Genomic DNA, 26,936 nt, shown 5'->3' on the forward strand with positions numbered 1-26,936 from the left:
GGCTGACTAGGGAGAGCTTCCTACAGCGATTTAAATCCTATACACACCCTCGTCTGGTGATCTTCGTAGACCATAACATAGTGAACAGGCAAAGGGAGCGATGAAATGATCGTCATTGAGGGTCAAAGCAATACTCTGTTGGGACGCTCCCCTCTTGGAGAGAATGTCCGCTTTAGGTAGGGATTTTTCAACCGATCTTAACAGATTGATCCATATAAAAATGCACTCACAGTCTAAACACCTTTTTCAAAGTGTCCAGCCTATGGGTACCCGTTTATTGCCCAGTTCAAAAAATATCACCCTTTAAAATTTTTAATTTCCTATACGAATCCTTACCAAACCTCAGCCATTCTAAAGACTTTTAACAATGTTAATCATCCAGAAGAATTGGCCGAAATAACTAATTTGCTACTCTTCTTAGGCGCGGATATCAAGGTCAGGGAAGTGCCAGAAGAAGTCTTAGAGGGTATACAAGATAGATTGTACTTATTCTGCCAATAAGCAATGCTTGTTAAAATCCAAATTATTATAAGGTCTAGTTATGATTTAAATATTACCAAAAAAACTAATATAGTGTAGAATTATACCGAATCTCCAATGTATAGTGGAGAAGAATGCAGCACCATTCTATTTTATAGTCGGGAGTGAATCGTCAGATGAATCAGAAATATCGCAAACGGAACACGCTTGCCTTTACGGCAGTATCGTATTTTGCTTTGGCTGCAGGTCTCTTTCTATTCTGTCTAGGAGTGTACAACGCAGATTGGGAATTGAACGTGAAAGGTTATTATCTGCTTTGCATGGTGTTAATCACAATAAGCTGTGTCGTTGTACAGAAGGTCGTTCGAGACAATACAGAAGATAATGAAATTCGTTTGGAAAACTCGAAGCACCGGATGAGGAATACAGCAGCTTTTACAGGAATGTCTTTTGCGGGTTTGATTATCGGGTATGGGATGTTCTTAATTGGCCTTTACAACGCTCCATTTGAATTAAATGTAAAGGGGTATTACATAGCTGTGATTCTTTTGATATCATATAGCGCAATTGGCGTTCAGAAAGTGACGAGGGATAACGCGGAAGATAAAGAGATACTTGCCGAGCAAGATGCCAGACGGGACATTAATGCGTGAAATTGGACAAATTCTGTCGTCGATGAACGTTTAGTATTGGAAACCGACTCTGAAGTTCATGCTTAGAGTAAACGAGTAAAGGCGCCTTTGATAAGAGGGTGCCTTTTTTTCACTTCTAGAGTGATACGCCGAACCTTATCACAAGTAGGGCGAAATTTATTCTTGAACTCTTAATCTGATATTTTTTATCGTCGAACATTCCAAGAGCGATGCTAAAGCGGCATTTCTCTCCAAGTATCGACTTTACAAGGTATTAACCTACCTAGTAGCATTTGCAGTTTATTACACTTTGTTCGATAACACCATTGCTCATTGGAACAGTAATTTCTTGCATGAGCATAAGGATTGGGTACAGGGGTTAATTAAATACGTTCTATTTTATTCCTTCATGGCGGTATTGGAATTCCTGAGAATAGCAGCACCACTTATCATACATTTTGTCGTTATGTTCATCTTGACGAGGTTCTTCAGTAGGTTGTTAGTACGAGGTCGTATAAGAGGTATGGGCTACATGGCTATATGTTGGCGGAAACACTAGGTTAGGATTATGGCTTCCAAGAGATTTTGATCAAGACCAATTAACTGAAAAAAGGGAGCCTATTTCGAAATGGAATGGGCTTTTTGATGAAGGCGGCATACATGTTCATTTAGCATTTTTTATTGAGCTTGCCGATATCGATGATGCAATAAATCGGCTGGAACTTTGTGGTATTGATCATAAAATTATCATTAACCCAGCAGGTCATAGAAGAGTTATTTTAAAGATTCGGAGAATAATGTGATTGAATTTTATACTCTTAATATGTATGAAGATTATTTAATGAGGCTTCGAGAAGGCTTATTAAAGACAGTCGGAGACTAGAAAATGCAATCCAAGGAATGTTTAATCGATTACAAAAGCAAATGACATTACTAATGGGACACGATAGCTTAATAAATAACTAAAACTTGGCTGCCGGCATAGATCGGCAGCCGCGTTGCGCTAACTGGCAGGATAGTTGAAAATATAAAATCCGTGTCAGCGGTAACGCTATTGACAATCCAACTACTACGTGTTACTTTATAGTGGTAGTAAGTAATACTGCATACCAGTCGTACAGAATAGTGAAGGGTGATTGTGTTGGAGAACTTAACGGAAATGCTCAAAGGCGTGCTTGAGGGCTGTGTCCTAGAAATAATAAGCCGCGAAGAAACCTACGGATATGAAATCACGCGGACGCTGAATGCCCTCGGCTTCGCAGATGTTGTGGAGGGAACGGTGTACACCATCCTGATCCGGCTTGAAAAAAACAAGTTGGTGGAGATCACCAAAAAGCCCTCTGAAATGGGACCGCCACGAAAGTTTTTCGCGATCAATGACGCGGGGCGCGAGGAACTGCAGAGGTTCTGGGAAAAATGGGGGTTCGTCTCATCAAAAATTAACGAGTTAAAGGAGAAAAAACAATGAATTTTTGGGAAAAAATCACTGGCAGTGACATGACTAAAGAATTCAAATCTTTTGAATCGCGAGTCAAAAAGCTACCGCCTGATTATCAAGCGGCATGGAAAAAAATTAATGCCAATCTTTGGCCGCACTCAGATTTCACCGGTCGCAACCTCATGCCAATTTTTGACGGTGTGCTTGGCCTGCTTGAAGAAGCGGCGGCGGACGGTCAGAGTGTCCAAGAGGTATTGGGTGACGATATCAAAGGCTTCTGTTCGGCGCTGGCCGGCGAAGAAGGGGCAAAGTCTTATCGCGACAAGTGGCGCGAGCAACTCAACAATAATATCGCTAAAAAACTAGGTAAATAGGAGGAGGATAAAATGAGAATTCGAGATATCATCGAAGGCAAAAAAGAGTGGCGAGCGCACGTGGCGCGAGTCAAAGCGCTCCCACGGGATTATCAGATTGTTTATAAAGAGATTCAAAAATATCTCTTTAAGGTTGGCCCTGTTGAACTAACCGAAGGTACGGGTTTGCTATCGGGGATTGTCGATCTTTTTGAAGAGGGCGCGGCCATGGGGAAAGGCGTGCTCGATGTGACCGGCAGTGACGTTGCAGCTTTCTGCGACGATCTAATCAAAGATTCCAAAACCTACGCTGACATCTATCAAGAATCTGTTAACCAAGAAGTTAGTAAGGCCATGAAAAAGGCTACGGATAAAAAAAAGTAAAAGGGGGATCGCGGGATGAAAAAAGCAATTGAAGTGAAAGGTCTGCGAAAGTCTTTCAAGAACACAGAAGTCCTAAAGGGCGTCGATTTTGAAGTGAAGCAGGGTGAGATTTTCGCCCTGCTTGGCTCCAACGGCGCGGGCAAGACGACGATTGTTAGAATCCTTACCACACTGCTCAAACAGGACGGAGGAATCGCCACTGTAAACGGCTTTGACGTCGCGTCAAAGCCGGACCATGTGCGGCAGTCGATTAGTTTGACCGGACAATTTGCCGCGGTTGACGAGATATTGACCGGGCGGGAAAATCTGATCATGATTGCCAAGCTGCGGCATCTGGATCATCCGCGTCAAGTTGCGGACGATTTACTGAAACGTTTCGGCTTAACTGAAGCGGCCGATCGTAAGCCATCTACTTATTCAGGTGGTATGCGCCGTAGGCTCGACATCGCCTTGAGTCTTGTGGGCAAACCGCAGATCATTTTCCTCGACGAGCCAACCACCGGGCTTGATCCCGAGGCACGTATCGAGGTTTGGAAGATTGTAAAGGAGCTTGCCAACGGCGGCACGACAGTATTCTTGACTACGCAGTATTTAGAGGAAGCCGAGCAGCTTGCCGACCAAATTGCCATTCTGCACGAGGGTAGGATTATCGCCGGCGGCACGCTCTCGGAACTGAAAAAGCTGTTTCCATCCGCAAAGGTGGAGTATGTTGAAAAACAGCCGACATTGGAGGAAATATTCCTCGCAATCATCGGTAAAAAGGAGGCCATATAAATGGAGACGGCAAAAAACCATTTTTTCAGCGACATGAGCGTGATGCTCGGACGTTCCATGCGCCATATTTTCCGCAGTATGGACACCATCTTCACGGTCTGCATCACTCCGATTGCAATGATGCTGCTGTTCGTCTATGTATTCGGCGGCGCAATCCAAACCGGTACAGATAACTATGTGAACTACCTATTGCCTGGTATACTGCTTATGGCTATTGCCAGCGGGGTGGCTTACGTGGCTTACCGCCTGTTCTTGGATAAGCAGCGGGGCATCATTGAGCGTTTTCACTCCATGCCGATTGCGCGTTCCACCGTGCTGTGGGGGCACGTGCTGACCTCGGTGGTATCCAACGTCATTTCTGTTGTTGTCATCATACTCGTAGCGCTCATTATGGGCTTTCGCTCGTCTGCAGGGGTACTGTCTTGGCTTGCCGTAGCCGGTATACTTGTGCTGTTCACGCTGGCTTTGACTTGGATCGCGGCCATTGCCGGACTGTCTGCAAAAACGGTGGAGGGAGCAAGCGCCTTCTCCTATCCTTTAATCTTCCTGCCGTTTATCAGCTCGGCGTTTGTACCGACCGAGTCAATGCCGAGAGCCGTTCGCGCTTTTGCCGAGAACCAGCCGGTGACGTCTATCGTAGAGGCCATCCGTGCACTATTGTCAAATCAACCGGTAGGCAATGATATTTGGATCGCTTTAGCGTGGTGCTTAGGGATAATGATCGTCGCATATCTATTTGCGATGCGCGCATACAAGCGGAATGCAGCTTAATGTTTGTATGCATTATAAGGAAAAAGTGATCAATAAAAACATCAAGTAAAGGGCCTTCCACATTGTCAAAGCGCAGGCTTCATGCTCGTTGAAATCAAGGCCGTCGCAGTGAAGTGGTGTTCTATTACTCCTTTATATCGAAGTAAGGAGCATTCAAGATAATTAGGGAGCAGACTGCCACGGGTGGCCTGTTCTCTTTTTTATTGAAGTTGGCGTCAAATCGTGGATGCCGTTGAGCTAACGGGACACGATAGTTGAATATTGGCAGCCATAACAGTGGACTTTATTTTCCGCCCTAGTTTGCCGCTGTTGCTTTTATCAGATGAGTCTATGTAACGCGCCTGTTTATATAATAAAGACCGTTATTATAATAACGGCAAGGCTGTTGATGATCTCAACCTAAATATCGAGTTCATCATAGTGGAACCGGATGTAGAAAATTCTTACTTCATAACGGCGCTGGAGCGTTTCGATCATGTCCTACAGGAAAACGTCTTGCTTTCCAGCGTTCGGTACGGGAAAGAAGCGGGCATAGAATCCGTATCGTTCGGTGATAAAAAGGTTGGAATGTCAATCGTGTAACAAGCAAAAGGAATCTCCGGTATAAAGTATGTAAAAACAGGCTGCCGGCTGCATGAATCGGCAGCCGTTTCACGTAACAATTGGTCATAATAATATCAATAATAGTCAGTGGAGGATTGTGTCGGTTAGACTTATAATCGGTTTAATAAAGCAGCTTACGGGATTCTGTCGGTTGCTTTATTACAGGATAATAGGATTGTCAAGACAAAGTGATCGATGAGTCATGAGAAACTAACACACAAAGGAAGGAGGGATATAGTTTTTAAAAGAGTCATCTAGAATCTTATATTCTATCTATCAAATCTGAATAATATATTTAGGAGGATCGATCTTTCATGAAAAGGCTGTTAAGTAGTGTAGTCTGTGCAGTTATACTTTTAAGTACTTTAAGTACCCATAGTGTTTTGGCAAATGAAAGCGCTAATAAATCTCATGTTGTTGAATCTGGGGGACAATATGAAAAACGTGGATATATCTTAGAAGTGATTAATGAGGTGGATAATCCAGCAATCAATCCTATTATTAATGATTTTGTTGAACTATATTTTGATGTCTATCCAAAATTATTAACAAAGTATTCTGACCCAAAAACTGCAACCAAAAAAGTGATTTTAAAATTCGATCCTACATACGATGGAGTAGCATATGCAGATGATGGAATGATTGTTGTAAGCTCTAAATGGATCCTTAATCATCCTTGGGATTTAGGGCTATTAACACATGAATTAACACACATTGTACAATCGTATCCAAGGTATGACGATGAGACATGGTGGATTACAGAAGGAATAGCAGATTATGTTAGATATGTATACGGACCTCACCATGAAGATTGGAAATTTAGAGAACCTAAAGAAACTGATAATTATAATAGTGGTTATGGAGAGACTGCACGCTTTCTCTTATGGATCGAACAAAACAAGAATAATAAAGTAGTAGAAATATTAAACAAACAAATGCAACAGAATACTTACCATATTAATGTTTTTAAAGAAATAACAGGGCAATCGGTTGAAGATTTGTGGGCGGAATATATTAACAATCCTTATGTGAAAACCAAATATAAAATTAAATCAGAGTAAGAAAGAACCTTCGGTACGGGAAAGAAGCGGGCATGGAGTCCGTGTCGTTCGGGGATATCAAAAATAGTCAATGGAATATTAAGTAGATTATACTTATAATAGGTTAATAAGGCAGCTTACGGGATTCCGTCGGTTGCTTTATTTCTTTCATGGGATATTAGGAGGTAGGGAAACAAATGCGTCTGTGGCAATCATCTATTTATCTCAACCTGGTATTAACCTTTTTATTGTCGATTATTCCTATGTATATCTTAAGTCTATACATTAACATGTCAGGTGCGGCAAGCGTCCGTCAGGAAATTACGAAATCGATGCAATCCCGGGTTCATTTCTACTTATCCTCGTATGAAGCCGAATTGAGTCGGGTGACCAAATCCATGCGGGATTTCATTAATGACGGCGACTTGTCCACTTTAAGCAATTTGTACCCGAATATCCCCACCTTTGAACGGTTTAAAATGTTGAATCGGTTGGAGAGTAAGCTCTTTCTCTTGAATAATTCTAGCCAGTATATTTCAAGTTCGAAGTTGTACATCCCCTCAATGGGAATTACGATTCATGGGAGCGGCTATGACGAGGCGGCCATTCCGACTAAAGAAATACGCGAGATTCGTTCTGTGCAATATAAAACGCTGTCTCCTTTTACCATGCTGGACGATCGCCTCTTCATGGGCAGCTTATTCCCCTTAGGTATAACCGCAGCGCAGGCGCCGACTTCGATCATTAAGGTTGAGATTTCTTTGAAAAGCCTGAGAGATGTGCTTAAGCAAATTCCCACTACAGTGGAAGGGGGGGCCGTATTATTTGCGAGAGAGCAAGATTGGCATATCACTTCTACCCAAGAAGCCCGAGAAGCTGCGCTTATTCAAACCTTGAAGAAGCTATTGGAGAACAAATCCAACGATCATAAAGCGGGAAGCGAACGTCTCAAGATTGACAATCAGTTCTACCTCGTCACGTACGAACCATCCGAGATGCTGGATGCAACCCTGCTCGTGTATGTGCCGGAGAAACAAATTCTCGATCCCCTTAGTCATTATTTCGTGATGCTGTTAGTGCTGTCCGTATTATCAGTTGCAGTAATCATCTTCTTCTCTTATTGGATTTATCGGATGATCCATAAGCCTCTGCGTTCACTTGTATCCGCTTTCCGCCGCGTGGAGAGAGGCAATATGGACACTTCGATCCCCTACAAGACGGCCTTTGAATTCGGTTACCTGTATCGGCAGTTCAATGCTATGATCAGCCGACTGAATACGTTGATCCAGGAAGTGTACGAACAAAAGATTCATAGCCAGCGCGCGGAGCTGAAGCAGCTGCAGTCGCAAATCAACCCGCACTTTTTGTATAACAGCTTTTTTGTCCTGAAGCGCATGATAGCGGCGGATGACAATAAAAACGCAATTAACTTTGTTGAACACCTCGGAAATTATTTTCAATATATTACGAGAAATGCGGATGATGAGGTAACGCTGGAAGCGGAGTGGTTACACGCCCGTACCTATGCGGACATCCAGATGGCCCGTTTCCGCAAGAGAATGCGTACCGATTTTGTTGATATGCCATGCACGTATGCTTCTCTGAATGTACCAAGGCTTATCATTCAGCCTATTCTGGAGAACGCCTACCAGTACGGACTGCAGAACAAGATTACGGACGGAATCATCCGCGTTTCTTATGAAGTAAAGATGGAACTGATTTGTATTGCTGTTGAGGACAATGGAGAAGAATTGACTGACGAGCAATTGAGTATGCTTGAAGCCAAACTGAATTCTCATCATGAACATATGGAAACGACGGGATTAATTAATGTGCATCGGCGTCTGCAATTGAAGTTCGGGACCGATGCTGGTGTCCTTGTTAAGCGCAGCTCCCTTGGCGGGTTGCGAACCGAGATATGCATTCCGAATAGGGAGGTACCGAATGTATCGATTGTTGATCATTGATGACGAAGATGTGATTGTGGACGGGATGGCCGATCTGTTTCAAGAGCAAACAGACATGGAGCTGGAGGTGTATCGTGCCTACAATGTGCTAATGGCGATCGATTGGCTCAAGCAAACGAAGATTGACATTGTTCTGTCCGATATTCAGATGCCTGGAATAACCGGACTCCAACTGCAGCAGCGAATTATGGAGCTTTGGCCACGTTGCAAGGTCATTTTCCTGACAGGCTATAACGAATTTACCTATATCCACGAAGCGATGCGAAACGGATCTTTCGATTATGTGCTTAAAACGGAGACCGACGAAACCATTATCGGATCCGTCAAGAAAGCAATCGCGAAGCTGGACGAAGAGATAGACATGCATAGCACACTTCAGAAAACAACGCTTTTGCTGCAGCGGGCGCTGCCTTATATTCAGAAAGAATACCTCCGCGATATCCTTCAAGGAGAATCCTATGCGCTCGGCAACCTTCACAATCAGTTTACTCAGCTATCCATTTCACTCCACCCTTCCAAACCCGTTCTTTTAGTTGTAGGCCGCGTAGATGAATGGAGAGAGGGCCTAAGCACATTCGACCGGGCCTTGATCATATATGCGGTGCAAAATATTTCAGAAGAATTGCTTGGTGTTTCGACTCGTGTCGCTTTCACGGATTACGAACGCTTCCGCATGGTTTGGTTCATCCAACCGAAATCAGATGCTGCAGATTCGTGGGATCAAATCCTTAGGTTCGTCCAAGGTACATTGGAGCAAATCCAACATACGATCAGGCAATTGCTCAAGATCAAACTCTCCATTATAGTAGCCAGCAAGCCTTGCGAGTGGGAGGAGCTGCATATCCGCTATATAACGATTAAACGCTTATTCGGATATGGGCTTGGCTTGGGTCAAGAGCTATTATTGACCGACCAAGCCTATGGTACGGATCACGGCCGATTCGAACCTGTAAAAAGTCCCTTACAGACCCATTTATGGATCGACTTAAAAAATGATTTGGAAGCCGGACGGCGTGAAGCCTACTTGGCTGCATTTGATGGGATAACCGCTTTACTTGCTGCCCAGAATGAGCAGACCGAGAAAGCCAGAACGGAGTGGTACTACACGTTAGTCGTCATTTACATCTCCATTCTGAATTACAGCTCTGTCCTCCGCCTGGCAGCCGAACAGATGGACCTGGATAAGCTGACGAAGATGCAAGCCCATAAGACATGGAGCTCGGCGTTTGATTATTTGCGAGAATTAGCGGAGTTGATTTTTAATCATCGATCTGAGGGACATACGAACTCCGAGAACGACGTCATCACGAAGATCAAGAAATATATACACGAGTATTTGAACGGAGACCTTTCCTTGACTCGTTTAAGCGATATCGTGTCGCTAAACCCATCGTACTTGTCGAGATTATACAAGCATCATACAGGGGAGTCGCTTACAGAGACGATCAAACAAGTCAGGCTGCAGAAGTCCAAGGAGCTCCTTAGAAATCCCGGCATTCGGATGAGCGATATTTCGGAGCGTGTCGGGTTCCTGTCCGAACGATCCTTTTACCGGTTCTTCAAGTCGATCACCAACCTGACACCGCAGGAATATCGCGAACTGCAGAAGTAAATATTGGTTACAACAAGTATAGATGTGTCAGTAGATAGCGCACAAACAGTCCTCCTATAATACAGAGGAAGGGAGTAATACCACACTATACGATGAGGGGGAAGTTGGTTTGAACAGACGAAAAGTTGTATCAACGGCTATGGCTTGCTTCATGAGTATCGCCCTGCTAATTACGGCATGCAGCAATTCAGGCAATCAAGCAGCAAGCAGTCCGTCCCTTGACGGCGACAAGAACACACCAACGACAGCAGATGCTGCGGGGCCACTCGGGAAATACGAGACCCCTATTGATGTCCATGCGGTACGCGGGATTAACGGAAGCTATAAATTCCCGCAGGGAGAGGATATCGGCAATAACCTCTGGACAAGGGCTTACAAGGACGAGCTTGGCATTAATCTTATCTATGATTGGGTTGCAGACAACTCCGGCGGAAGTGATAGTGCCTTTAGCAAAAAGTTGAACCTCATGATCGCTTCTGGCGAGCTACCGGATATTGTGGCTGTGAATGCCAAGCAGTTCAAGCAACTGGCGGAGAACGGACAGTTAGCAGACCTTACAGAGGTGTTCGAGAAATACGCATCCCCTTATACGAAGGATGTGGCCAAGCAGGATGGCGGTATGGCTGTGACTTCCGCTACGATCGATGGAAAGCTTTTGGGGATACCCGGATTTAATGGGAATATTACAGATGCTAACGTTCTTTGGATTCGTTCGGACTGGATGAAGAAGTTAAACTTGCCTGACCCCAAAAATATGCAGGATGTATTCAACATCATGGAAGCCTTCGCTACCAAGGATCCGAATGGTGATGGCGGCAAAGGTGTTGTAGGATTGGCAGCGAACAAGAACATTTATGATGGTTTTGCCGATTTGGAGAGTTTCTTCAATGCATATCATGCTAATCCGAATGGGACATGGATCAAGGATGCTTCTGGTCAGTTGACGTATGGGGGGATCCAGCCGGAAATGAAGCCTGCCCTTGCGAAGCTGCAGGAGCTGTACAAATCCGGATTAATCGATAAGGAATTCGGAGCGAAGGACGCTGCCAAGGAGGCGGAGCTGCTCGGACAGAATAAACTAGGCATTACGTTTGGGGCAAACTCCAATCCCTACTATCCATTCGACGATGCGCGCAAGCTGAATCCGAGTATGGATTGGAAAGCGTATCCGATTCCTTCTATTGATGATAAACCAGCTCGTCCTTCCGTAGGCTTCCCGATCGGAACATACTATGTTGTGAATAAAAACTATAAGCATCCCGAAGTCATCGTTAAGATGTTTAATATGAACTTTGAGAAATTTTTCGGAGAAACAGGCGATTGGAACACATGGGGTGTGACGAAGGACCGTCTTGAAGCATTCAAGTGGCCGTTCGTGTATGGCTTTCCACCCAATAAGGATGTTCCCGGACGTTACGAGGCATTGAAGAATGCTGTGGCATCCAATGATCCATCGGCAATGAACGGAGAGCAAAAGGCGGACTACGATGCTTATCAGGCGTTCATGAATGGCGATCAAACGTTTTGGTCGACGGTACGTCAGGCAGGTCCAGAAAATTCCTCCTTCGCCGTCCTGAATTACTATAAGGAAAACGATCTGCTTTATACAAATGAATATCGCACTAGCGTGCAGACCCAAACCATGACGCTCAAATGGTCGACACTGCTTAATTTAGAGAAAGAAATGATCACGAAGATCATCGTTGGTTCGCCGTTAGATGATTTCGACAAATTCGTGGATAACTGGAAAAAATCCGGCGGTGACCAAATTACGAAAGAAGTAAACGAGTGGGCTTCAACCTCCAAATAATTAAAGGATCAAAAAAAAGAAAGGGAAAAGATGACGTTCAACTTCTTTCCCTTATCTTTATTATACCAACCGGACGGTGGGATGACAGATGAAAACGGGTAAATGGCGCCGCGAGATACCTTTGCATATATTGGTATTTCCCAGTTTAGTTATTGTATTGATCTATTGCTATATTCCTATGTTCGGCAACATTATTGCATTTCAGGATTTCAAACCGATCAAAGGGTTTATGGGCTCGGAATGGACAGGGCTTACCAATCTGAAATACGTCCTGGAAATGCCGAACACATACCGTATTGTCTGGAATACCGTTTACATTGCTACGATGAAAATTATTATGGGCAATGTCGTACCGATCATCATCGCTCTGCTGTTGAATGAAATCCGTAAGACGGTTGTGAAGCGCAGCATTCAAACTTTAATCTATTTTCCTTATTTCCTATCGTGGGTCATTCTTGCCGGCATCCTCATTGATGTCCTCTCTCTACAGCACGGCATCGTCAATCAAGTTCTCGGATGGTTCGGCATCCAACCTATATACTTCCTCGGCGATAACAGTTGGTTTCCCATCACGCTCGTTCTGACGGATACGTGGAAAGAATTCGGCTTCAACACAATCGTATTCCTGGCCGCGCTGACAAGCATTAATCCGTCTCTTTATGAAGCGGCTATCATAGACGGCGCAAACCGCTGGAAGCAAACCCTCTATATTACGCTGCCGGGGATGATCCCGATCATTGTGCTAATGGCCACGCTCAGCTTAGGCAACGTGTTAAATGCGGGCTTCGACCAAGTGTTTAACTTATACAGTCCTCAAGTCTACGAAAGCGGAGATATTTTGGATACATTGATTTACCGCGTCGGTGTCTCAGATGCCCAATATGGTCCGGCAACCGCTATTGGATTACTGAAATCGTCCGTTTCCTTTCTGCTGATCTCGGTGTCTTATTGGCTGGCGTACAGGTTTGCGAATTACCGAATTTTTTAACTGGAATAGGGGGTTAACACAATGATTCAACGCGCCTCCGTAACGCGGAGCCTATTCAATATTTGCAATCTTATATTTTTGATCGCTCTCTCGCTGCTCTGCATCCTTCCCGTCATCCAGGTCATCGCCGTCTCATTCAGCTCCAGCAGTGCTGCAGCGGCTGGGCTAGTCAAGTTATGGCCGGTCGAATTCTCACTGAAATCATATGAATTTATTTTGAAGAAGAGAGAATTTCTGGGGTCATTCCTGATTTCCATTCAGCGGGTAATATTGGGTACGGGAATTAGTATGTTTTTAACCGTTACGCTGGGATACGCGCTTTCCAAAGAAGTGAAGGATTTCCGGATGAGGTCCGTTTATGCCTGGTATTTTGTAATTACGATCTTATTCAGCGGCGGTTTAATTCCATGGTACTTGACGATCAAATATACGCATTTAATGGATACGATTTGGGCGCTTGTCATTCCGGGGGCGGTGACCGTGTTTAATGTCATTCTGCTGCTCAATTTTTTTCGGGGACTGCCCAAGGAGCTGGAGGAATCGAGCTTCATTGATGGAGGAAGTCATTGGATAACGCTGTGGAAAATATATCTCCCGCTGTCCATGCCTGCTATTGCGACGGTCACGCTGTTCACAATCGTCGGGCACTGGAATTCCTGGTTCGATGGCCTCATGCTCGTGAATTCACCAAGTCATTACCCGCTCGCCACTTATTTACAGACTGCTATCATTCAACAGGATTTCGCCAACATGCGTGCAGAGGATGTTAAAACCTTGTCGGAGATCTCGGATCGGACTACACGTGCGGCGCAAATCTTTATAGGCGCATTGCCGATCATGGTCGTCTATCCGTTTTTGCAAAAATATTTCATGACCGGCCTGGTAATGGGAAGCGTGAAGGAATAGAGAAGGAGCCGAAACCGCATATGAAGAAGACGTAAACCAAAAATAATAAGGGATTAGAGAGGAGGTTGCCAAAAAGTCATCCAAGATGACGTTTGAGGCAGCCTTTTTTTTGTATTCTCTTGCCGTTACAGACCAGACAGTATGTAGAAACCGTATCATAATAAAATGTTAGGTCATTGCGCTAACTGGACACGATAGTGGAATGAATTTGTTCGCTCATAGACATATATTACTTAGCGAGTTATATTGGAATGACTAAATATGGAAGAGAGTGGTCGCGATGAATACAAATAGTAAAGCTGATCTTACAAAAAAGTTCGAGGTGCGGAAGGGTTAATATAGAATTCTTATTAATAACCTTCCGTGTGTAAAAACATTTATAACATGGAGGGAACATTAAATTATGTTGTTTAATAATGTTGAGTCATATGAAGGTATTCTAGCGGAAACTTACGATATGCGAACGGGAAGCGCGTCCGATGATAGTGAGTTTTTCAGAAAAATGATTACAGAAGTTCCAGGAGCTGCATTAGAGCTTGGATGTGGTACTGGAAGATTATTGTTGCCTTATTTGGACGCTGGTCTTGATGTTGATGGGGTTGATTGTTCTAAAGACATGTTAGATATATGCAGAGCTAAGGCTGAGAAAAATGGGCAGTTTCCAGTTTTGTATGATCAATACATGCAACATCTTGCTATACCTAAAAAGTATATGACCATTTATATACCAGCGGCTTCATTTATACTCTTATCAGAAAGAGAAGACGCAATGAATGCTTTAAAGAGTATATATGCGCATCTTGAACAAGGTGGACAGACCTTAATCCCGCTGTTTATACCAAAAGATTTGTTCATAAATAAAGGTTCTGAATGGGCACCTGGTTTTAAGGGTACAAGAAGCGACGGTTCGGATATAGTCGTAAGTTCAAAATCAGACTTTAATTTCCTTGAACAGATTCAAATTAAGATAGAGCGATATGAAATTTTTAAAAATGGCGCCTTAATTGATACTCAGTATAGTACAACTAAAATGCGTTGGTTTTTTAAGTATGAGTTTATCATGATGCTTGAGATGGTCGGATTCAAAGATGTTTCTGTATATGGTGGCTATTCTTTACAAGAAGTAAATGAATATCAAAATTTTATGATTATTAGGGCAAGAAAGTAAGTGTATTGTAAGAATACTGTGGTGATCACAAAGGCTGCCAAATGGCAGCCTTTGTTGCGGAAATAAAGCGTATTTGCTGGACCCCCGTTGTTAAACTAACGAGGAACGAGAGTTAAGGAGCTTGCTTGGAATCAGCCCCTTTTGCTTTGTTGGAATAACGGGCAGTTTAGTGCATTTCCCAAAGATGCAACCTTCCACTTTATAACAGCGTCGAAGGAACTAAGGGGTGAGTTTTAATGAGAATGGCAAGTATCATCTTGGCAGCAGCATTACTATTTTTTATAGCAAGCTGCGAGAATGAACAAGGAAAGGCTATCCCTGAGAAATCAAGCTCTTCACACGTAACAGAGTCGCGTCTCCAGGTCGTAGCAGGAACAGGCGATCAAGTTGTGGTGAGCCGCTCGCTTGGCTTCGGAAGCATCAACGCAGCGCCTTACGGTACTTTTACAGAAAAGAAGCAGATCGAGAGCTTCACACAAGCGGTACAGTCTGCTGAGAAAATGCAAGGCAGGCTCGATGTGAGCCAGCCAGATTACGACATCGTGATTAAGCAAGGTAGAAAGCAGTGGGAAATTCACCTGTGGATCGATGCGCGTGATGCGCACGGCATGTATACCTACGTCTCCGATACTGGCACAGGATATAAGCTGACAACAGAATCAACCAGTGATTTATATAACCTTATCTGGGGTATAAGGTACGACTCCAAGCAAGCTGCAACCAACGGGGATTTCGTGAATGTACGTAACAAACTAAGCAATTTGGACATTTGGGAGAAGTTTGTGACGAATGTGAAAGTTGGTGTCAACGACGAAATTCAAGTTGTCCAATTTACGATCGAAGGCGGACCAGTCTTCGATAATCTATTGTTTGACGGAGAGACGATAAGGCACATGTACGACAATACACATGATCAATATGGAACGCCTACGAAGTGTTTGGAGTTCTGTAAGTCGATCGACGAGATAAAGACGGACCGCGGAACGGAATACAAGCTTTCCTCTTGTGGAGAAAGCTTTGTCGGAGAAGGGATGTTTAACCTTCTGTTTCCGTAAGTGATTCAACTAACGGAGAACTATAGCTTATTAAATAACTAAAACGAGGCTGTCGGCATAGATCGGCAGCCTCATTGCGCTAACTGTCAGGATTGTGGAGTTGTCGTACAGAATTCCATTTTATTATTATCTGGCAGTTTTAGTTTCACCGAGGATTAGACGATGTTTGTTTTGATTCCAATTTAGTGAAATACTAGTACAACCATCCAAACAAAGTGAGATCATCCTACATAACATATTGGGTACTCAATAAAAGGGAGGTGTTAAAAATGTCCGATGTACGTGGAAGCTTTTTTACAAGCACAGGTACTATCCTTGTATTGTTCATCTTGTTAGTAATTGTCTCTTGTGCATGTTTTTTTAATTAGTGCCTAATGTCGATAATTATTAATAAGAGTAGTCCGGGCTCACTTAACACTTCTTTGCATAATATATCTAGTTCATACAGTCACCTCTTTAAAGCATGGCTGCCAATCTTTTGTGGCACTGTGCTTTTTTAGTGCTTAAAAAGTCATCGAAGAGATCAGGGGTTATTTTATCCTTCGGGAAATTTTCGAGATGTTACTTGGTCTGGATCGCAGCCCATACGCCTATAATCCGTAATACGACAAGGTCTGGCGTGGTTCAGATAGGCGGATTGATAGGTTACGTTGCTTTACATCGGCTGGACGTCACAGGGCGGGGATGGTCCGAAAACTCAGGGGGGGGGCCGCTGGCGCCACTGCATAACGAGTGTATATCGTTTGGATTACGAATAACGTAAAATGTACCGTTAAATCACCACTCTTTATTTATTTTATTAAGTTGTTTAGAAGAAGGGGAAGAAGAAGGGAGAGAAGAAAAGGAGTGAGGTAAACGGGAAGAAAAAGGGAAAGAACGAAGATGAAGATGTACGTTCTCCTCTGCCGTTGAAACTCTGACCGTGAATAACTACAAAATCTTTACCAACAGATTTCACTGTTCCGCGAATGTGTCTTCCATTAGTAGTCACAACTTGAATTCTTTTTCCCACCAAATTAGACATCTCACTCCGCAAATTTGAAACATTACTTACTCTTGTAATATTTGGCATTTTATTCACCTCCACATTAGTAGAATAACTTGCAATTCTATATTATGAAATTAATAGTTTTGCTGAATGTATAGTTGCCCACATTGAACTAAAAATAGACTTTTTTCATTTTTTCTAATCAAAATTAATATTATTAAAGAAGCTATACTCCGCTAACGGGACACGATAGTTGAATCACAGACCATTGTTGAGCAAGCTGCTGAGCCTGCTCATTTTATTAAGCAAACGGGCAGGATAACGTGGAAATATATTGAATTTGTTTATATACTCATTCACTATCGAGGTGACTGTTTTGGCAATCGGGGATTATTAATTTATTCTATTTCCAGTGGGGAATGTTCCGAATTTCTCTGAAGATGGTATAGAGTTTGTAGGACAGAATAAATTTAATTTTTATCAAGCCGTTGAAGTGCTTGAAAAGTTAGCTCATATTAAGAATGATCCTACTTTGAAATCGTGGAAATCCTTTGATGATGAATGCTATTTTCTATATTCTGATGGTAAATACAAGGTTGAAATTGAGCTTAATACTGGAAGTGCTACAGAAGAAGCTGAAGAGATTTCCATAAGAACTAACATCTATCGAGACGAGGGCAGTGTAATTGAAGCATTACGAATATGCCAGGTTTTATGTGACACTTTACACTTAAAATGCTGGAATATGAAACTTAGTGAGATAATTGACTTGCAAAATGCTCGTAATGTTGCTGCTACAAAAAATCACTACAGACAGCTAAGAAATATGAATTAGATTAATACTCAAACTAGGAACTTTTGTTCTCCCTAGTGATATTGGAGTTGAATTAATGTCTATTAATAAGAGAGGATCGAGAAAGATCAGGATTGGACAAGAGACATACAGGTGGGTAGTCGTTCCCTCAGGAAAGGGGGCACTTGTTTTAACTGTGCAACACGATGATTCCAATGGTCAGTTGATTAGGATTAATATTGAATCAGACATTAACGATTATTGGGTTGAGTTTCCGAATATAGAGCCACTGAATTTGAAGGTTATAAATCCACCGGATGTAGCCATGATCATCACAGAGGCGATGAAAAAAGGATGGACGCCAAAGGAAAAAGGTCAAGTTTTAAGTTTCTCCCTTTCTGAAGGCACTCTCGTCCCTCATTTAACTAATGGTACACGATAGTTTAATATATAACTACAACGCGCTACCGGACGAATCGTTGGCAAAAGATCACTCTCCTTGAGCTCATTATAATTTTGATACTGAACAGTAATAACCAGAATATGTTAATATATGATTATAGTTAGAATAGCATTAAGAATTGCTAAAGGGAGAGTGTAAGACATGAAACAAACCTTTTTTGTAAACAACCGTCAAAAGTTGGTCCAAGCTTTGGCTGATGATTCAATTGTCGTTTTGTTTGCTGGGGAAGCTCCCCATAAATCAGCGGATGCGTATTTTCCATTTAAGCCGAACCGCCATTATTATTACCTCACTGGATTGACGAAACCGAGCTCCATCCTGGTGATCACCAAGCGGGGCATTCAAGTCGAAGAGACGCTGTTTATTGAAAAAGTTGATCCGGTACTGGAGAAATGGTCCGGCAAGATGATGACCGCGGATGAAGCCAAAGCGATCACCGGCATCGGAAAGGTGCAAGATCGCGACAACTTCGAACGCTTCTTCCACGCTGCCGTGACGAACTATGATTACAAAAACGTGTACTTCGACCTTGAACGACGAGGGTTCCATGATCTTCCAGGCCGGGCGGAGTTGTTTGCACGTAAAACGCAGGAGCAATATCCGATGCTCGTGGTTCAGAACCTGTACCGACAGATCGCCCACCTGCGCCTGTTCAAGACACAAGATGAGATAGTGAAGATAAAGCGCGCCATCGAAGTCACGAAGGAAGGTATCGAGCGCATGGTGTCTCAAATGCATCCGGGTGTCAACGAGGCGGAGCTGGAAGCACACTTCACATACAACTTGCGCACGTCGGGTGCGAAACATTATGCCTTTGACCCGATCGTGGCGGGCGGTGCCCGTGCGACAGTACTTCACTACGAAGATAACGACCGCGATGTCCAGGACGGCGAGCTGGTGCTGGTCGACATAGGTGCGGAGTTCGATCATTATAACGCCGACATCACCCGCACGTTTCCGGTCAACGGGACGTTTAGCGATCGTCAGAAAGCGATCTACAACCTCGTGCTGAAGGCTGAGCAGGAAGTCATCAGTGCGATCAAACCAGGCGTACCCTTCACGAAGCTGAACGAGATCACCAAGCAAGTGTTGGCCGAAGGGGGCAAGGAACTCGGTTTGATCGAGAACGATGAAGAGCTGAGTAACGTCTACTACCATGGGGTTAGCCATAGTCTTGGCCTTGACACGCACGACGTTGGCAACTACAGCGGGCTGGAGTTACAACCGGGTATGGTGCTAACCGTGGAGCCAGGCCTGTACATCTCCGAAGAAGGCATCGGCATCCGCATCGAGGATGACGTTCTCGTCACGGAAGACGGTTGCGAGGTGCTCTCAAAAGATGTCTTGAAGACAGTCGACGAAATCGAGGCCTTCATGGCCAAAGTAAAAGTGACAAAATAAATTAGCAAATAAAGAGCCGGCAAAACTAAATCAAATCACTCTAAAAAAATTCAGCCTTACTTTCCGTACATTTGTTCAGTTTATATAATGAATCTCGAACCTTATCAGGACAATTGGAAAGATAATCTTCCATCAATAAAAGTAGCCGCGAAACAAGGCTTTATTAAAAAGTTTGATTACAAAATTATTTATATCTCAAAGTCATAGCAAATAGTCTATTGATCTAACGGGACACTATAGCTTAATAAATAACTAGAACGCGGCTGCCGGCATGGATCGGCAGCTGCGTTGCGTCACGGGCAGGATAGTGTAACTGATTGATGGAATAGTTAATTAGAAAATAACTATTGATGAGGTGTATCTCTCATGCAAGCCCTTGTACGGAATGGAGACATTCTTGGAGAACTGTTTTTGCCCGAACCCGATAGAGCCAATGGTGTAGGAATTGTTTGGTGTCCTGGTTTGCCAAATACCCCCACCGTAGAAGATATGTCTTTCCCTCTTTCAAACGCAGGATTTACTGTTCTACAAGCAAGGTATCCTGGGAGTTGGCAAAGCTACGGAAAAGTTTGGTCCTTCGTCTTCAATTGAAGGCGCGATACAAGGCTTAGAACTTCTGTCAAAAGGAAGAACTATAGATTTATCAACTGATAAAGAAGTTCTATGGTCACTTAACCGGGAACCAGCACAACAAAATACAGATTTGACCGAACCTGAAAGTGACCTAACGACATTATTGCCCTATCTCAAGCGGTGTCAGGAAAATGTGTTTCGAGAAATTGATGAAAATGAATGGAATGATTTTTTAGTTGGAAAGTCTCTCCTAAATCCATCTTCACATATTAGTAAATTAATAAGCCGTAAGATGCTTTTGGTACACGGGAAGGAAGATGAAACGATTCGCTCTTATCATACAGAGCGGTTCTATAACTCATTGATTGCTGGAAGCGGTAAGGCTATGGCGCATCTTTTGGTTGTTGATGGCGTTGGGCATGGGAAACGATTGCGTGCTAAAACATGGGATTATTGGACCAACTGGATATTGAACTAACGGGACACGATAGTTATTAGCAACAAGAAGGCAGCCGATTATCGATCGGTTGCTTTTTTCGTTATACTAACGGGCAGTTTAGTAGAATTCGATGTGCGTGTGTATCCATTTGTCTTCCAGGTATCACTACCTTTCCATGTATGAGATTTTTTATTTTTTCTTCTAATTTGCACGGCTTTTGTCACAAGTAAAAGTGAGAGGGTTCTCCCTTCAAAATATTAATTATGCGGTTAAAAAAGCAAACGGACACTTGAATGAGTGGAATTCTATGAACAAAGGCTTTTTACAGTTACCTTTCTAGTTGATCTCGCATTCACTATAGTATCTCATAGGAAAGCGAGGTGTGTTATATGTCTATTATTAGAACCGATCGTGTGACGATTAGATTTAGACGTGACATACGAAGACGCCGATTTATCACAGCCGTCATTGTTGTTGGAAGTGCTTTTCCATGTACAAGATTCTTAGTGATCGGTAGACGTGTATTTTTTGCTTCACGTTGTCTTTTATCGCACGGATTCCGAATTGTTTCGTCTACAACGAATACTCTGATATTTGAACGTCGGAGATAATGTTACAAGTTGAAGAGGTAACCGTACCAATGGGTACCTCTTCATTTTTACATACCTACGAATAATGAGAATGCTCTTCCTGTTGTGTCTCAATGGTTATTCGATAAGACAGAACCGCCGCAAGTGTCGGGTGACAAGAACATATATCGTTTGCCAATTGAGGACAAGAAAATATATTGTTTTACGTAAATGAGGACGATTATCAATTAGGTTAATTTTCGTGTACTTTGGATTGAGCCAACCTGCCAAGAGGTAACTATCTCATAAAAGATGATGCTTACTGATTATCGGTGTTTAAGCTAACGGGCAGGATAGTTTAAGAATAAATTGGACAATGTAGAGTATAATACCTGGAAATTTTTAAAGTGAGGTTTGTTATGAAAAGATTGATGATATCCCTAATAGTTCTGTTTATTGCTTCTAGTGTTTCATTGGAAGCAGCGCCTGAATATGCAAAATGGGGTACAGTTGCAGTAAAGGAAACACAAAAACGATACAAAGCAGACATAATTGATTATAAGCACATTGGTCGTACTGAACTCACGCCAAACAAGTCTGTTGAGAAATTCAAGCTATGGCTGAGAAGTAAAGAAGGTAACGAGTTTGGGGTTTATGTATTTATCACATTTGACCCGTCAACTGAGAAAATTAAGTCTATTGAGTTCACTGAATCCACTCGTTAACTAAAAAACTCTAAACCCAAATCACTTAACGGAAATTACTTCAATGGGGTGATTAGTAGTGAATGTTAAAAGCTATATCGGGTTATTGTTAGCAGTCATCATTTTCTCCGTGCTTATACAGCCAGTTTATGCTAAACCACACGAAGAACCATTGGAACGGCTTGTACTTACTTTGTTAGCTCCAAATATACAGGAACAGATTAATCGATATTATGAAGATAAACTAACTGTGGCACCTACGTTTTCGTCTTTTCTAGGAGGGACTGAATTAAACGTTGAATATCATCCTTCGCATATTGATGTTAATGTTACAGTGATTCCGTATGTGGGACCTCATTTGGATGTAGGGATGGATTCGATGAAGTTTCGTATAGATAATACGGGAGCTGTAATGGTTCTAAAATACAAACACATTAGGGACTATGAGTTGCTTCCAAACTGGCAATTCATTCTTCGTTGAGCTAACGGGACACTATAGTTTAAAAGCAACAAGAAGGCAGCCGATTATCGATCGGTTGCTTTTTTCGTTAAGCTAACGGGCTGTTTACGTTAATTACGAGTGGGTTTTCGAGTATTATGCAGGTTGCTAATATACACGATTGACATCTGAATTCTAACTGGCTAAAATAACAATAATTAGGAAATGATATAAATGAAATCAATGAATGAACAAAATATGCTACATTTCGTTCAGAGAGGGATGTTTTGGTGTGAAATCCTACGAAACTTAGTATGTTGCCGGTTCAGGAGTGCGGTTAATGCCCGCCGGTTTGACTCGTTATAGTCAATTGAGCTGATTGTATCGCTAAATGCGAAGACAATAACTTGGGTGGTACCGCGATTAATTCGTCCCAATCTTGGGGCGTTTTTTTGTTGTCTAAAATAGAGTAAAAGGAGAAATATCAATGAAACTGTATACATCTGAAGAGATTAGAGCGAAGTATATTCAGTTTTTTCAAGAAAAAGGTCATGCCGTCATTTCTAGCGCTTCCGTTATACCCGATAACGATCCCACCGTATTGTTTACGACAGCGGGCATGCACCCGCTGGTGCCCTATTTACTTGGAGAGAAGCATCCATCTGGAACGAGGTTAACCAATGTTCAGAAGTGTATACGTACTGTGGATATAGATGAAGTCGGTGATGATACCCATTGCACCTTTTTTGAGATGATGGGCAACTGGTCACTTGGCGATTATTTCAAACATGAATCCATATCGTGGAGTTGGGAGTTCGTCACTTCGCCGAACTGGCTCGATATACCCAAGCATAAAATTGCGGTTACTGTATTCGAAGGAGATGATGATGCTCCCCGTGATCAGGAGTCGTACGAGATATGGTGTGCATTAGGTCAATGTGAGGAAGAGATCTTCTTCTTGCCTAAAGCCGATAATTGGTGGGGGCCAGCAGGTCAAACAGGTCCTTGCGGTCCCGATACGGAAATCTTCATTATCTCGGATAAAGAACGTTGCGGTCCTACATGTTCGCCAGCATGTGGATGTGGGCGCTATGTTGAATTCTGGAATAATGTATTTATGAAATATAACAAAACGGCGGAGGGAAAGTTTGAACCGCTTGATCAAATAAACGTCGATACGGGAATGGGCTTAGAGAGAGTGCTAGTCGCTTTGAATGGAGGAACAGTCTATGATAGCGACCTGTTTACTACGATATTCTCACGAATTGCAGAACTGTCGGAGACGGCATACGAAAATCAACCCAAAGCGTATCGAGTTGTTGCGGATCATACCCGCACGGCAGTATTTATCCTTGGTGATAATTACGGCATTACTCCGTCTAATGTCGACCAAGGCTATGTGCTGCGAAGATTGATTCGCCGAGCTGTTAGATTCGCAATGCAATTGAGTATTCAAGAAGGCGGTCTAGCGGATATCGCTAGCGCTGTGATTGACAAGTACGAGCTAATATACCCAGAGCTGCAAAGCAATCGCGATAAAATTATTAGGGAACTCCAGGCGGAAGAAGCTCGTTTTCAAAAAACGCTCGCGCAGGGACTTCGTGAATTCGATAAGCTTTCGATTTCATTAGTAAATGGTCAAATAGACGGTGCAGCTGCATTCAAACTTTATGATACGTATGGGTTTCCCATCGAATTGACCATGGAACTGGCAACAGAGCGTTCCATCGCCATCGATCTGGAAGGATATCTAGAGAAATTTCAGAAGCATAGAGAGTTATCTCAAGCCGGAGCAGCCCAAAAGTTTAAAGGCGGTTTAGCAGATAATTCTGCACAGACGGCAAATCTGCATACGGCAACTCATCTTCTGCATGCTGCACTACGAAAGGTTCTCGGAGATGAGGTGGCGCAAAAGGGCAGCAATATAACGGCTGAGAGACTGCGCTTTGATTTTTCGTTCCATCGTAAAATGACTGAAGAAGAGATCGTGGCAACCGAGCGGCTGGTCAATGAAGCGATTGCCGAAGGCGTCGGGATTACGTTCGAAGAGATGACGCTTGAAGATGCACGTAGAACAGGGGCTATTGGTCTATTCGAGAGCAAGTATGGCCAGATGGTAAAAGTATATACGATGGGCAAATTCTCCAAAGAGATATGCGGCGGTCCTCACGCGGTGAATACGGCTGACCTTGGTACTTTTAAAATTGTTAAGGAAGAGAGCTCGTCTTCTAGCGTAAGGAGGATAAAGGCAGTACTTGAAAGCACTGATGCTTTACGCTAACGAGGAACTATAGTTCAATAAACACCTTCAAAGACTGTTGGTATGATCGGTAGTCTTTGTTCACCTAACGGTCAGTTTAGTTGAAGATTAATTGCGGTGAACCGTACCATAAGTGACGGCGAAAAATTTTCGCCGGAGATGGAACAATTGGACGCAGCCGAAACCTTTGCTGCTCCCCCGTCTCCCGAGTTTCCATCTACACCTGTGCCAGCCACTGTGCTGATGATGTAGGGCATAAGCCTTTCCTCCAGACAGTTCAGGTAGCAGTGTCATTATCAACAGAACAACCAGAACACAAGCCATAAGCTGTGTTACCTTTTTACGCATTCTTTTTTCTCCTTCATAGGGTACTTCTCCGATAAAATTCATTCTTGCTTCAAACAAACCCTCTACTATTTCATCCAGATGGGCCAATAGAACGTGCTTTCCCTTATGATTGACACAGATAAAGTAAAAGCGGTAAAGTTATCCTATTCTAGCCATGTTATTGGAGGATCATTTCATGAAAAAACTAAGTTCTGATTTTGAATATTTAAAAGATATGTATATTGATGGATACTTCCCTAATTTTCTTGTGGATAAAGTCAAAGCTGAACTAGTTAAGGTTGTTGAATTTTTGGAACAAGGTAATCAAGATATCGAGGAAATTCAATCAAAGCTTAATTCCGCCATCAATGCAATCAATGATCTTGCAGAAGAGTTTGACGAAAATGACAGCGAAATTGAAACAGTTGGCAGAGAATCAATTGCACAAACTGTTGAAGATATTTTAGCCTTTTTTGGTATCGAAATAGAAACAGAAGTAGCCATTCGTGAACGTGATTGGTAGTTTGTTAGGGAAATATAATGCTATTGAAATCATTATTTGATTAAAGTTAGAGGAGAGAATACAAAGATGGATAAGGATCTATTGAAACAGCTCACTCTTTGGCATAACAAGAACCAGTATGAGAAAATCATTATAAAAATTAAGGAAATACCCGAAGCAGAAAGGGACTATGACTTGGTTTGCCATTTGGGAAGAGCATTGAATAATCAAGATAATTATAATGAAGCTATCAAATGTTTTTTATCTGTGCAAGAGCAAGGCGAGCTCGACCCTCTTTGGCATTTTCGAATAGGATATGCTTATTACTACCTTAAACAGTATAAGGAAGCGAGCATTGCTTTTAAACAATCATTTGCACTAGACCCTGAAGATTCACAAGCCAGTATGTTTTTAGAAATGAGTCTCAATCGCGCTGGTATTATGAACGTTGAACAAGATGAGACGTGGTTAGAAGTTGTAGAAAAAATAGAACCTTTTAGGTTAGTTGCGCATGATAGTGGAAGCATATCTTTCATTATTAATGTTGGTAAATATAAGCATGAAATTTTTCAAACACGAGCTGAAGATGGATTTGAGGGCAATGGCTATGATTGGGGTTCATTAGCAGCCGTGTTTCTTGAAGAAAAAATGCCTCACTTAGTTGATATCATACGATTTGACCCGGAAGCTGATATGTTCGCTGCTTATACAGACAATAAAGAAGCAATATTTAGTTTTGCAATCACCTTTAAGGAAGCTTGTGAAGATGACTCATTAATAAAAGACCTATTTTCACGAGCTGTATTAGATTGATTGGAAATATCAAGGTACAACAGTATTCTTAGTTGCATCGAAATGACATTACCCGATATTAATCCTTAATTGTAGCGAGTTATTTTATTATCGGATCAATTTTGTGTCATTTCCCAATGAGACAAACTTGATCCGATTCTCGTTATGCGACTTCGTATCATTTAATTATCTCACAATAAGGGAATTGATTTATTTTGAAAATGCTTAATCGGTACGGTGTCCAATAGAGTTAAGATAATACTCCTCCCATGAGCCTTTCATATTACGACTATGCGGGTTATGTGGGATAATAATCTTTGATGTAGGTAAACAATAACGATTTTTGTATTCATGTTTGTCCATAACATAGCTATTCTGGATGCCTGGTATATTTATCAGCTTTCTTTGCAAAGCGGAATAGAACCTTTGTATATTCTTATCTGGCTGCATTTGGATTTGTCTGAGGCTGTCTACATTTAGAAATGGATAACACGAGAAATAAAAGCTGTAATAATTCGGATCATAGAAATGTTTTATAAATGTTTCTGGATCATTCTCATCATACACATCTACTTTTCTTTCGCCCGGTTTATCGCCTATCATTTCTAAATACGCAGAAACGTTATATTTTTTCATAAGATCAATACTGTAATGAAAAAAATCATCTATTGGAATTGATATCCAAAAGTAAATTGCCACACCTCA

26 protein-coding genes and 1 pseudogene are annotated in these 26,936 nt (G+C 42.4%); 25 read left to right on the top strand and 2 right to left on the bottom strand.

What is annotated here, in order from left to right; translation table 11 throughout:
- Positions 1–276: 276 nt before the first annotated feature.
- The 16 genes and pseudogenes from AC3WU2_RS04575 to AC3WU2_RS04650 all read left to right on the top strand — a co-directional run.
- Positions 277–501: pseudogene (locus tag AC3WU2_RS04575) on the top strand (helix-turn-helix transcriptional regulator); the annotation flags it as partial.
- A gap of 155 nt (positions 502–656) precedes the next feature.
- Positions 657–1,133, top strand: a complete 477-nt coding sequence (locus AC3WU2_RS04580; RefSeq protein ID WP_492451678.1) for a YiaA/YiaB family inner membrane protein — start codon at positions 657–659, stop codon at positions 1,131–1,133.
- Between the two features lie 1,138 nt (positions 1,134–2,271).
- The gene (locus tag AC3WU2_RS04585; RefSeq protein WP_379348940.1) at positions 2,272–2,580 is read left to right on the top strand and encodes a PadR family transcriptional regulator; all 309 of its coding nucleotides are present in this window, start codon (positions 2,272–2,274) and stop codon (positions 2,578–2,580) included.
- Positions 2,577–2,924 (top strand): DUF1048 domain-containing protein, encoded by a 348-nt coding sequence (locus AC3WU2_RS04590; protein ID WP_379348752.1) that lies wholly within the window; start codon positions 2,577–2,579, stop codon positions 2,922–2,924. The genes AC3WU2_RS04585 and AC3WU2_RS04590 overlap by 4 nt, the downstream gene beginning before the upstream one ends.
- Positions 2,925–2,936: 12 nt before the next feature.
- Positions 2,937–3,287, top strand: coding sequence for a DUF1048 domain-containing protein (locus AC3WU2_RS04595; protein ID WP_492451680.1), 351 nt, complete (start codon positions 2,937–2,939; stop codon positions 3,285–3,287).
- Positions 3,288–3,302: 15 nt separating this feature from the next.
- Positions 3,303–4,061 (top strand): ABC transporter ATP-binding protein, encoded by a 759-nt coding sequence (locus AC3WU2_RS04600; protein WP_492451682.1) that lies wholly within the window; start codon positions 3,303–3,305, stop codon positions 4,059–4,061.
- Positions 4,062–4,832, top strand: a complete 771-nt coding sequence (locus AC3WU2_RS04605; RefSeq protein ID WP_492451684.1) for an ABC transporter permease — start codon at positions 4,062–4,064, stop codon at positions 4,830–4,832.
- A 917-nt stretch (positions 4,833–5,749) separates the two neighbouring features.
- Positions 5,750–6,496, top strand: a complete 747-nt coding sequence (locus AC3WU2_RS04610) for a basic secretory protein-like protein (protein WP_492451686.1) — start codon at positions 5,750–5,752, stop codon at positions 6,494–6,496.
- A gap of 176 nt (positions 6,497–6,672) precedes the next feature.
- Entirely contained in the window at positions 6,673–8,442 is a 1,770-nt protein-coding gene (locus AC3WU2_RS04615; RefSeq protein ID WP_492451688.1) for a sensor histidine kinase, read from the top strand.
- A complete protein-coding gene (locus tag AC3WU2_RS04620) occupies positions 8,420–10,054 on the top strand; it encodes a response regulator transcription factor (RefSeq protein WP_492451690.1) in 1,635 nt (544 codons plus the stop codon). Before AC3WU2_RS04615 ends, AC3WU2_RS04620 begins: the two co-directional genes overlap by 23 nt.
- 109 nt (positions 10,055–10,163) lie before the next feature.
- Entirely contained in the window at positions 10,164–11,864 is a 1,701-nt protein-coding gene (locus AC3WU2_RS04625) for an extracellular solute-binding protein (protein ID WP_492451692.1), read from the top strand.
- Positions 11,865–11,952: 88 nt separating this feature from the next.
- Positions 11,953–12,852, top strand: a complete 900-nt coding sequence (locus AC3WU2_RS04630; protein ID WP_492451694.1) for an ABC transporter permease — start codon at positions 11,953–11,955, stop codon at positions 12,850–12,852.
- A gap of 21 nt (positions 12,853–12,873) precedes the next feature.
- Positions 12,874–13,758, top strand: a complete 885-nt coding sequence (locus tag AC3WU2_RS04635; RefSeq protein WP_492451696.1) for a carbohydrate ABC transporter permease — start codon at positions 12,874–12,876, stop codon at positions 13,756–13,758.
- 403 nt (positions 13,759–14,161) lie between these two features.
- Positions 14,162–14,926 (top strand): methyltransferase domain-containing protein, encoded by a 765-nt coding sequence (locus AC3WU2_RS04640; RefSeq protein ID WP_492451698.1) that lies wholly within the window; start codon positions 14,162–14,164, stop codon positions 14,924–14,926.
- Positions 14,927–15,162: 236 nt separating this feature from the next.
- Entirely contained in the window at positions 15,163–15,981 is an 819-nt protein-coding gene (locus AC3WU2_RS04645; RefSeq protein ID WP_492451700.1) for a DUF4362 domain-containing protein, read from the top strand.
- A gap of 269 nt (positions 15,982–16,250) precedes the next feature.
- Positions 16,251–16,349, top strand: coding sequence for a YjcZ family sporulation protein (locus AC3WU2_RS04650; RefSeq protein ID WP_379346316.1), 99 nt, complete (start codon positions 16,251–16,253; stop codon positions 16,347–16,349).
- A 440-nt stretch (positions 16,350–16,789) separates the two neighbouring features.
- Here the strand turns inward: AC3WU2_RS04650 and AC3WU2_RS04655 are convergent, their stop codons facing one another.
- Positions 16,790–17,053: a hypothetical protein gene (locus AC3WU2_RS04655; protein WP_492451702.1), complete on the bottom strand. Its 264-nt coding sequence runs from the start codon at positions 17,051–17,053 to the stop codon at positions 16,790–16,792.
- 328 nt (positions 17,054–17,381) lie between these two features.
- Between AC3WU2_RS04655 and AC3WU2_RS04660 the strand changes: the two genes are divergently transcribed.
- From AC3WU2_RS04660 to AC3WU2_RS04700, 9 genes are all read left to right on the top strand, one after another.
- Positions 17,382–17,804, top strand: coding sequence for a hypothetical protein (locus AC3WU2_RS04660; RefSeq protein ID WP_492451704.1), 423 nt, complete (start codon positions 17,382–17,384; stop codon positions 17,802–17,804).
- Between the two features lie 55 nt (positions 17,805–17,859).
- On the top strand, positions 17,860–18,204 hold the full coding sequence (locus AC3WU2_RS04665; RefSeq protein ID WP_492451706.1) for a hypothetical protein: 345 nt from the start codon (positions 17,860–17,862) through the stop codon (positions 18,202–18,204).
- Positions 18,205–18,366: 162 nt separating this feature from the next.
- Positions 18,367–19,626 carry an aminopeptidase P family protein gene (locus AC3WU2_RS04670; protein WP_492451708.1) on the top strand — a complete coding sequence of 420 codons (1,260 nt, stop codon included), beginning with the start codon at positions 18,367–18,369 and terminating at the stop codon, positions 19,624–19,626.
- A 766-nt stretch (positions 19,627–20,392) separates the two neighbouring features.
- Complete coding sequence (locus AC3WU2_RS04675) at positions 20,393–20,677, top strand: alpha/beta hydrolase family protein (RefSeq protein WP_492451710.1); 285 nt, start codon at positions 20,393–20,395, stop codon at positions 20,675–20,677.
- A 949-nt stretch (positions 20,678–21,626) separates the two neighbouring features.
- Complete coding sequence (locus AC3WU2_RS04680) at positions 21,627–21,932, top strand: DUF3889 domain-containing protein (RefSeq protein ID WP_492451712.1); 306 nt, start codon at positions 21,627–21,629, stop codon at positions 21,930–21,932.
- Positions 21,933–21,990: 58 nt separating this feature from the next.
- On the top strand, positions 21,991–22,392 hold the full coding sequence (locus AC3WU2_RS04685; RefSeq protein ID WP_492451714.1) for a DUF3888 domain-containing protein: 402 nt from the start codon (positions 21,991–21,993) through the stop codon (positions 22,390–22,392).
- A gap of 445 nt (positions 22,393–22,837) precedes the next feature.
- The gene (locus AC3WU2_RS04690) at positions 22,838–24,631 is read left to right on the top strand and encodes an alanine--tRNA ligase (protein WP_492451716.1); all 1,794 of its coding nucleotides are present in this window, start codon (positions 22,838–22,840) and stop codon (positions 24,629–24,631) included.
- A 502-nt stretch (positions 24,632–25,133) separates the two neighbouring features.
- Positions 25,134–25,460, top strand: a complete 327-nt coding sequence (locus AC3WU2_RS04695; RefSeq protein ID WP_492451717.1) for a DUF5713 family protein — start codon at positions 25,134–25,136, stop codon at positions 25,458–25,460.
- Between the two features lie 66 nt (positions 25,461–25,526).
- Complete coding sequence (locus AC3WU2_RS04700; protein WP_492451719.1) at positions 25,527–26,252, top strand: Imm51 family immunity protein; 726 nt, start codon at positions 25,527–25,529, stop codon at positions 26,250–26,252.
- Positions 26,253–26,456: 204 nt separating this feature from the next.
- Here AC3WU2_RS04700 and AC3WU2_RS04705 read toward each other — a convergent pair whose 3' ends face one another.
- On the bottom strand, positions 26,457–26,930 hold the full coding sequence (locus tag AC3WU2_RS04705) for a hypothetical protein (RefSeq protein WP_492451721.1): 474 nt from the start codon (positions 26,928–26,930) through the stop codon (positions 26,457–26,459).
- Positions 26,931–26,936 lie beyond the last annotated feature (6 nt).

Source organism: Paenibacillus sp. EB106-05-06-XG162, from assembly GCF_058791655.1.